This window comes from Bilophila sp. (assembly GCF_057864385.1).
Map to the genome: position 1 here is coordinate 1,097 of NZ_DBMAFI010000101.1, position 8,750 is coordinate 9,846.

6 protein-coding genes are annotated in these 8,750 nt (G+C 57.6%); 4 read left to right on the plus strand and 2 right to left on the minus strand.

Going from position 1 to position 8,750, the window contains the following annotated elements:
* Positions 1 to 115: 115 nt before the first annotated feature.
* Both ACZM8Y_RS17100 and ACZM8Y_RS17105 read right to left on the minus strand, forming a co-directional pair.
* Complete coding sequence (locus tag ACZM8Y_RS17100) at positions 116 to 1,090, minus strand: NAD-dependent epimerase/dehydratase family protein (protein WP_308771883.1); 975 nt, start codon at positions 1,088 to 1,090, stop codon at positions 116 to 118.
* A gap of 871 nt (positions 1,091 to 1,961) precedes the next feature.
* Complete coding sequence (locus ACZM8Y_RS17105) at positions 1,962 to 3,920, minus strand: sigma-54-dependent Fis family transcriptional regulator (RefSeq protein ID WP_489501920.1); 1,959 nt, start codon at positions 3,918 to 3,920, stop codon at positions 1,962 to 1,964.
* A 325-nt stretch (positions 3,921 to 4,245) separates the two neighbouring features.
* On the opposite strand from ACZM8Y_RS17105, the gene ACZM8Y_RS17110 reads away from it, so the two are divergent.
* From ACZM8Y_RS17110 to ACZM8Y_RS17125, 4 genes are all read left to right on the plus strand, one after another.
* Positions 4,246 to 4,758: a tripartite tricarboxylate transporter TctB family protein gene (locus ACZM8Y_RS17110; protein WP_337431852.1), complete on the plus strand. Its 513-nt coding sequence runs from the start codon at positions 4,246 to 4,248 to the stop codon at positions 4,756 to 4,758.
* 21 nt (positions 4,759 to 4,779) lie between these two features.
* Positions 4,780 to 6,288: a tripartite tricarboxylate transporter permease gene (locus ACZM8Y_RS17115; RefSeq protein ID WP_302553860.1), complete on the plus strand. Its 1,509-nt coding sequence runs from the start codon at positions 4,780 to 4,782 to the stop codon at positions 6,286 to 6,288.
* A gap of 702 nt (positions 6,289 to 6,990) precedes the next feature.
* Positions 6,991 to 7,968, plus strand: coding sequence for a Bug family tripartite tricarboxylate transporter substrate binding protein (locus ACZM8Y_RS17120; RefSeq protein ID WP_302553859.1), 978 nt, complete (start codon positions 6,991 to 6,993; stop codon positions 7,966 to 7,968).
* A gap of 204 nt (positions 7,969 to 8,172) precedes the next feature.
* A complete protein-coding gene (locus tag ACZM8Y_RS17125) occupies positions 8,173 to 8,553 on the plus strand; it encodes a RidA family protein (RefSeq protein WP_482334875.1) in 381 nt (126 codons plus the stop codon).
* Positions 8,554 to 8,750 lie beyond the last annotated feature (197 nt).

Genomic DNA, 8,750 nt, shown 5'->3' on the forward strand with positions numbered 1-8,750 from the left:
GCCATCAATAAAAGATCCCAGCCATAGAGCCCGCCAAAGGGGAAATTAAAGAAAAAAGGCTGTATTTTCACATGATACGGATATAAAACAACTCCATTCTATGGCGGGGCCTATTTTAACAAGATGCCTGATTATTGGGCATTGTTATTAAGCCTCTGTCAATATAGCTTTTAACGGCTATATCGATTGTTTCAATGCAAGTATATTTGGGTTGATACTCCAAAAGCCGTTTTGCTTTTTCTATGCTAAATACGCCGCTGCGCACAATATGATAGTAGGTATGCTCACATTCCGCAGCGTTTCCTTCGTATTCACACCATTGTTCCCATGGAAGAAATGTTATTTTAGGCTCATGCCCAAAATATTCATACATATGTTTTGCGAATCCATACAGCGTAATATGCGTAGCGGCTTCCGCGTCAAAGGATTCGCCTAATGCTTGGTTCCTATGCGTGATCGCATTGAAAAAGACTTGTGCGACATCATACCCATGCACATGATGCAGTATTTCTTGCCCAAAATTGGGAAGGGCAATTTCTTTTCCGTCTGCAATATCTTGAAATACACGTAGGGAGGTATTGCCCCACGGATTGATAATTGTCCAACCGGGGCCAGAAATTTGCCCCGGCATAATTATAGTTGCTGGAAAGCCGTTCTTTCGATATTGCTCTTTTAGATATATTTCACTTGCAAATTTATCTTTCCCATAATCATCAAGCGGCTCTTTCCGTAAATCGTCCGGGTTGAATGGAACTGTTTCCGCCATGCCATGTACCCAGCAAGAAGAGCAGTAAATATATTGTGAAAGCCCCGCTTCATTGAAATTTTCTACGATTTCTTTTGTATTCTTAATATTGAAGTTTACCAAATCAACAATCACGTCTGGCTTCATTTCTTTAATTTTAGATATGAATTCAGGGTCATTTTCCCTGTCCAATAAAACACGGTTTACTTTATGCCATGCAGGGGCGTCCTCATAAGGTGACGATAATTTTCTGGTAATCGCTATTGTATCATAGCCATTGTCCACAAGCATTGGAATCAAATATGTACCGATGTGCCCTGCCGCCCCAATGACCACTACACGCATTGTATTTCCCCCTTATTTAAAGGCTGTGTCATACAAAAGAGCTGATGCTTTTTTCCTCGAAGTTCCAGAGGAATAACCAATAACATGCCTTAACCGTGGATTCAGCCAATAGGAAAACTGGAGAAAAAACGGTTTCACCCTGTTTGGAGATGAAACAGCCACATATATGACAGGGCCCATTTAAACAGCCATGTTGATGGGGTTCTTATGGCCTATGGACATACCCCATACAATGAACAGTGCTTATTTTTCTTGGCCGCCACAAAATACTGCCTCTGTTCTGCATGATAACGCTGTATAATTCCTTGGCCTGTTTTCCGCTTCCTAGAGTCGGCGGAGAGGGCTTCTTCCTGCTCTTGCAGCTTTTCATATTCCGCTTGAAGTTGACGTCCGGGAGTTTGAAAGCGCCCGCCGCCTTTAGTGCCGTTACCGCCGTTTCATGGGGAATGATGGCGCACTTATGGGCTGCCCGGTATCATTCCCTATTTCCGGTTTTCCGTTATGCATCATAAGCAGGCTTTCCATGTCGGAACGTGGAGCCGCCCTTAATCAGCCGGAACATCAATTTGTTACTATGGCAGGGCGTTGAAAAACAAGGCCCTGTTTAAGCATATGGCTGCTTTATCTCCGCGGTATACTGAAAAATACAGACTTTTCTCTTTTTTCGCTGACTGACTCTACGGTGGGGCCTTTTATTGGTTATCTATTTGAAATTTCAAAAAAACATCAGAAAGCATTCACCCTTTCGATAATTTCCTAAAAAATTCATTTTGAATTTCATGGGATTGAATACAGGTTTCATTGGAAACATGAATGTCTCGTTTGTGGGTGCCCCTTCCTTCAGGAAAATTTTCCGGCCTCCCCCAAGCGGTCAGTCCGCCAAACCGTACTTGTCCATCTTCCGGTACAGCGTGGGGCGGCTGACGCCGAGGGCGAAAGCCGTCTGGCTGATGTTCCCGCCGAAACGGGCGAGGGCGGCGGCGATGGCCTGCCGCTCGATGTCCTCAAGCGTCGCCTGCGCCGGGGCGGGCGCGGCTGGCCTGCGGTTTTCCACAAGATCCGCAATCCCGAAATGCTCAGGCAGCAGCGCGCCGCCTTCCGCCAAATGCACCGCCCGTTCCACGGCGCTCTCCAACTGCCGGATATTGCCGGGCCATGGGTAACGGCGGATAGCCTCGGCCGTTTCCTGCGGCAGGGGAACCGGGCGGCGGTTCAGGCGCAGCTCGTGCCGGCGGATGAAGTGCTCCGCCAGCGGGAGGATGTCTTCGGCACGTTCGCGGAGCGGAGGCACGAGGATGCTCAGGGTACTGATACGGTAATACAGATCCGCCCGGAACTGGTGCTGCGCGATGGCTTGCTTGAGATCCTTGTTGGTCGCGGAGATGATGCGGAGATCCACGGGGACGGTGCGCAGGCCGCCCACGCGCTGGATTTCCCCCGACTGGAGCACGCGCAGCAGCTTGACCTGCATGTCAAAAGGCATGTCCCCGATTTCATCGAGGAACAGCGTGCCCGTGTCCGCAAGCTCGAACTTGCCGGGCCGCCCGCCCTTCTGCGCGCCCGTGAATGCGCCCTCCTCATAGCCGAACAATTCGCTTTCCAGCAGCTCTTTGGGGATGGCCCCGCAGTTGATCGCCACAAAGGGCCGGTTCCGCCGGGGCCCGTCGTTGTGGATGGCCTGCGCGAACAATTCCTTGCCCGTCCCCGTCTCGCCGTACAGCAGCACTGGGGCCGTGCTTCCGGCGGCGATGTGGGCAAGATGCAGGGCCGAGCGCAGGCCCTCGCTCGCCCCAAGGATGGACTCAAAGGTGAAATGTGCGTGCGCCCCGGTCATTTCCACCGCCATGCGCATCATTTCCTTCTTCTCCATGACCGTGAACAGGCCGCCCACCAGTTCGCCGCTGTTCATGCGGATAGGGTCGAGGGATGCGAAATGCGTCGTCCCGCTGCGCCGGGCGAGGATTTCACGCGCCCGGAACCCTTTCCCTTCCTTGAGGTACCCCGTGATGTTGTAGCTCTCGCCCACGCTCTCCTCAAACGACTTGCCCTCGCAGCCCGGCGCGAGCTTCAGCAGCTTGCGGGCCGTGCTGTTGGCCTCCACGATGCGCCCGGCCTGATCCACGGTGACGATGCCCCGCGAATCGGATTCCACCAGCGCGCGCATGTACTGGTTTTTGATGGCCAGTTCGCGGATGCGTTCGCGCTCGCGCAGTTGCGAAGTGACGGTTTCCGCCGCCTGCCGCACGAGCCCAAGCGTGTGGACGTGCATCATATCGGAACTGCCGCTGAGGGAAATGGCCCCAAGCACGCGGCTCCCGTCCAGCGAAAAGACCGGCGCGCCCGCATTGCTGATCTTGCGGGCCTGCGCGGAATACATCCGGTCGCCGGGCAGGAACACGGGCACGCGCTCCTCCAGCGACAGGCCGATGGCGCATGTCCCGATGTCGCGTTCCGTCCAGCGGTAGCCGGGGATGCAGCGGCGCCGCTTGAAATGCTCCACGAGATCGGGATCGCCAACGACATACAGCACATAGCCCTCCGAGTCCGCGAGGGCCATGCAGAAGCCCGTGTCCCGCAACAGGCGGTACAGGGAGTCGATCTGCTCTTTCGCCAGCGTGTAGAAAACGCGCTGCCCGTTGATGCGTTCGCGCAACTGTTCATCCGAAAGGCGGGTGGATTCGGGCGCGCCGTCAAGGTGCGGGTCTACGCCGTAGCGGGCGGATCGCTCCAGCGAGCGCCGGATGATGTCTTCCTGAGCCGGCACGCTTTGCCGGATGCCTTGGGCCGGGGAAAGGGCGGTCAGCATGGAATGGCCTTTGTAATAAAACATTACAGTGTAATGATACGTTACATTATTTTGCCTAAAAAGACGAAAACCGCTGATAGTCCTCCCCTCACGCGGTATCTTTTTATACCACAAAGGACTATTTATGTCACGTATTGTTACAATTCCATATTGCGCACTTTTCCGCCTTTGTTACATAATCATCTTATTTTTATGAGGAAAACACGGTTGTAACACTTTGGCACAATACCTGCTTAGAAAGAGCCGGGTGAAAGGCCCGGCGCGGATGCCCCTCCGCGCGGCAAAGCAAAGAGCGGATCTTGTTCACGGATTACGTCGAAAACCTTTTCGCTTCAGGGGAGAATCTCATATGGGCAGGCTATTAAGGCGAAACATCTGGATCGAAGCGGGCATCAGCCTCTTCCTCATGCTCTTTTTCATCTATTTTTACTGCCACATCGATCAATGGGTCATCGAAACCCTGCCCTCGACCGTCAGCCCGGCCTTTTTCCCATCCGTCGTCACCCTCGTCCTCATCGCCATGAGCGTGCTGCTTGTGGGGTTCTGTTTCCGGGCCGTGCGCCACATGCTTGCGGGCAAGATCGACGAGGAACGCCTTGAGCTTCAGGAAGGCGGCGAAGAGGCCGGACGTTTCACCGCCCTCGCCGGTTACGTCGGCATCCTGTTCCTCTACCTCATCGGCCTCCATTTCATCGGCTTCGTCTACTCCACGCCGATCACCATGCTCCTCGTTTCCCTGATGCTCGGCCTGCGGCACTGGCTCATCGGCATCGTCTGCTACGTGCTGTTCACGCTCCTGCTCGATTACGTGGCGTTCAACTTCATGCAGATCATCCTGCCTGCCGGCGTCCTGTTCGGCTAGGCCAACCACGGGAGAGGCATCATGTTCGCGGACATCTGTACAGGGCTCATTTCCATCCTCACCCCAGAGACCATCGGGGCCGTGGCCCTCGGCATCTTCACGGGGCTCATGTTCGGGGCCATCCCCGGCATTTCGGGCATCATGGCCATTTCCATCCTCCTGCCGCTGACCTTCTACGTCAGCCCGCTGGTGGGCATCCCCATGCTGCTCGGCATCTACAAAGCCAGCATGTTCGGCGGCTCCATCACCGCCGTCCTCCTCAACACCCCCGGCGCGCCGCCGGCCGTCTGCACCGCCATGGACGGCTACCCCCTCGCCAAGCAGGGCAAGGCGGGCAAGGGCCTCAACGCGGCGCTGGTCGGCTCGGTGTTCGGCGACACCTTCAGCAACATCCTGCTCATCTGCGTGGCCGCCCCCCTGTCCTACCTCACCCTCAAGGTCGGCCCCGTCGAACAGTGCAGCCTCATCCTGCTGGCCCTGACCGTGGTGGGCAGCATTTCGGGCTCGTCCATCCTTAAAGGCATCATCTGCGCGGGCGTGGGCATCCTCCTCGCCACCGTGGGCGTCTCCGGCACCACCGGGGCCATGCGCTTCACCTTTGAAAACGAAAACCTCATGTCGGGCATCGCCCTCATCCCGATGGTCATCGGCCTGCTCTGCCTGCCCGAAGTCATCCATCAGGCCTGTTCCGGCATCCGCAAGACCTTCGAGCAGAAGCTCGATCTCTCCGGCGAGGACGGCCGCCTCTCGTGGCAGGAAATCAAGAGCCGCATCCCGGTTCTGCTCCGCTCGTCCATCATCGGCTCGATCATCGGCGCCATGCCCGGCCTTGGGGCTTCACCCGCCGCGTACATGGCGTATTCCGAAGCCCAGCGCACCTCGAAGCACCCCGAACAGTTCGGCAAGGGCGCCATCGAAGGCGTCATGGCCCCCGAAGCCGCCAACAACGCCGTGACCGGCTCCGCCATGATCCCGCTCCTGACACTCGGCATCCCCGGCGACGACGTGACCGCCGTGCTCATGGGCGCGTTCCTCATTCAGGGCATCACCCCCGGCCCGAACATCTTCTTTGAAAACACCACGGTGGTCTACGGCATCTTCGGCTCGCTCATCATGTGCGACATCCTGCTTTACGTCATCGCCAAGCTCGGCTTCAAGGCATGGATCCGCATCACGCAGCTCCCGAAGCACATCATTTTCTCGGCCGTGACCATCTTCGCCTTTGTCGGCACCTATTCCATCAACCAGAGCCTGTTCGACATCCTCTGCCTTATCCTGTTCGGCATCCTCGGCTACGGGATGCGCCGGTTCCAGTTCCCGGCCGGGCCCATGATCATCGGCTTCATCCTCGGCCCCCTGCTGGAGTCGGCCTTTGACCAGACCATGACCCTTTCCGACGGCAGCTTCATGATCTTCCTGACGCACCCGTTCTCGGTCGTGCTTCTCCTGCTCACCGTCGCCGCCGTCTTCAGCATCGCCCGCGCCCGCCTGCGCCGCTCGAAGATCGCCCAGCTCGCGCAGGAGGGATAGGGAGAGATGAAATTTGGGGGAGGGGAGAGGAACCCCTTCTGGAGAAGGGGTTCCTCTCCCCTCCCCCAAGCCCCCTCCCCTCTCCTCCCTAAGACTTTCGACTGGTGGGGAGGCCGCGCGACAGGAGTTCGTTCCGGCGGGGAAAAGGGGCAAGAAGCTGACGAGAATGGCTGAAGAATGCCGGGGGCCCGGCCCGGCGGGAATAGGTCAATGGGAAACGGGCAAGCGCGGGGCACTCCGCGGGAATGAACACTGTAGACCAATACGGCGAAAATGCGCCGCGGGGACGCCGTCCGCGGGATAAGAGAGAGAGAGAGAGAGAGAGAAGAAAGAAAAAGATGACAGTTGGGGAGGGAACCCCCTTCTGGAGAAAGGGTTCCTCTCCCCTCCCCCAAGCCCCTCCCCTCTCCTCCCCAAGGCTTTCGACTGGTGGGGAGGCCGCGCGGCAGGAGTTCGTTCCGGCGGGGAAAAGGGGCAAGAAACTGACGAGAACGGCTGAAGAATGCCGGGGGGCCCGGCCCGGCGGGAATAGGACTATGGAAAACGGGCAAGCGCGGGGCACTCCGCGGGAATGAACACTGTAAACCGATACGGCGAAAATGCGCCGCGGGGACGCCGTCCGTGGGTAACCGGCGGGCGGAAGCGGCGCTGAAATACAGGGGGCAGGGGCCCCTGCAACCATCAACCCAAGGGGAGAACCTTATGTTTACGACCCTTCGCACAGCACTTTTCGGCATAGGCGCTTTCCTGCTCGCCGGCGGCCTTCTGACCGCCCCGGCTCAGGCTTCGGGCTATCCGAGCAAGCCCATCCAGCTCGTGAGCCCCTACGGTGCGGGCGGCGACTCTGACCTGACGGCCCGCGTGTGGGCGGAATTCGCCAAGAAAAAACTGGGGCAGCCCGTGGTTGTGGTGAACAAGACCGGAGGCGGCGGGCTGACCGGCAGCCTTTTCGCAGCCAAGGCCAAGCCCGACGGCTACACGCTGTTCCTCGCGCAGGCCGGGCCGAACATCATCATCCCGCTGACCGCCAAGGGCGCGAAGTACAGCTTTGACAGCTTCGACTACATCGCCCGCATCATGGTCGCCAACTGCGCCGTGGTCGTGAACAAGGACGCCCCGTGGAACAGCCTCAAGGAATTTGAGGCCGCCGCCAAGAAGGAACCCGGCAAGCTCGTGTTCGCCAGCCCCGCCGCCACCTCGTGGCTGACCTTCGCCATGCGCAACTGGTTCACCGGCACAGGCGTTCAGGTGAAGCAGGTCGAATACAAGAGCGGCGGCGAAGCGGCCACCGCCGTCCTCGGCGGCCATGCCGACATGACCTTCCTCTTCCCCCAGAATTACGCGCCTATGGCCTCCGCCGACAAGCTCAAGATCCTCGCCATCGGCACCAAGAGCGACGAGTACCCCAACGCCCCCACCTTCGCGGAGCAGGGCTATGAGGGCAACTACTACGGCTGGGCAGGCATCGCTGCCCCCAAGGGCACGCCCAAGGAAATCCTCGACAAGCTCGCGGCCATTTCCGAAGAGATCGTCAAGGACCCCGAATACATCAAGGCCATCAAGAACATGAACGCGACGCCCGACTACGCCACCGGCGAAGCGTGGATGAAGCAGCTCAAGGAACAGTATGCCGAAATGAACAAGGTCCTTACCGACCTCGGACTGACCGGCAACAAGTAGCACGCGGAATTCCGGGGGAAGCTTTCCCTTCCCCCGGCAGGGGCCGCCCCTCCTCCGGCGGCCTTCCTTCCCGCCCTGCCCCGGGGTTCCCCTTTCCTCCCCCTTGGGGGGCTTCGGGACAGGACGCAAAGGAAGCCCCTTCCTGAAACCACGATTCGACAGGCCATACACTCAAAAACCGATACGAAAACCAAGGAGCAGACCATGTCCATCAAACGCTACGGCACCCCCACCAAGCCCGGCGCCCTTCCCTTCTCCAAAGCCGCCGGAGCGGACGGCTGGCTCTTCGTCAGCGGGCAAGTCCCCCGTGACGCCGACGGCGAAATCGTCACCGGCAACATCACCGTGCAGGCCCGCGTCACCCTCGAAAACCTCAAGAAGGTGCTCGAATCCGCCGGGTATTCCCTTGAAGACGTCGTCCGCGTCAACGTCTACCTCGACGATCCCCGCGACTTCGCCGGGTTCAACAAGGTCTACGCCCAGTTCTTCACCGCCGAGCACGCCCCCGCCCGCGTCTGCGTACAGGCCCGGATGATGAGCGACCTCCGCGTCGAAGTCGACTGCGTCGCCTACAAAAAAGGCTAGGCTGTGTCGTCAATCAGATACAATCTATTGAAACTATTAAATCATTTTTAGATTATAAAAATATTTTTAATAATTTCATATAGTTAAATATTAAACGACGACACAGCCTAGGGGCTGTCCCTAAATAGTTTACTGGAGCCAAATAAGGCATGATGCCAGCATGACAGATGCTTTAAAAGTTATGGCCAGCTTATCAT

Excerpts from the sequence above, each read along its gene's own strand:
- ACZM8Y_RS17100 (WP_308771883.1), bottom strand. The coding sequence starts at position 1,090 with ATGCGTGTAGTGGTCATTGGGGCGGCAGGGCACATCGGTACATATTTG.
- ACZM8Y_RS17105 (WP_489501920.1), bottom strand. The coding sequence starts at position 3,920 with ATGTTTTATTACAAAGGCCATTCCATGCTGACCGCCCTTTCCCCGGCC.
- ACZM8Y_RS17110 (WP_337431852.1), top strand. The coding sequence starts at position 4,246 with ATGGGCAGGCTATTAAGGCGAAACATCTGGATCGAAGCGGGCATCAGC.
- ACZM8Y_RS17115 (WP_302553860.1), top strand. The coding sequence starts at position 4,780 with ATGTTCGCGGACATCTGTACAGGGCTCATTTCCATCCTCACCCCAGAG.
- ACZM8Y_RS17120 (WP_302553859.1), top strand. The coding sequence starts at position 6,991 with ATGTTTACGACCCTTCGCACAGCACTTTTCGGCATAGGCGCTTTCCTG.
- ACZM8Y_RS17125 (WP_482334875.1), top strand. The coding sequence starts at position 8,173 with ATGTCCATCAAACGCTACGGCACCCCCACCAAGCCCGGCGCCCTTCCC.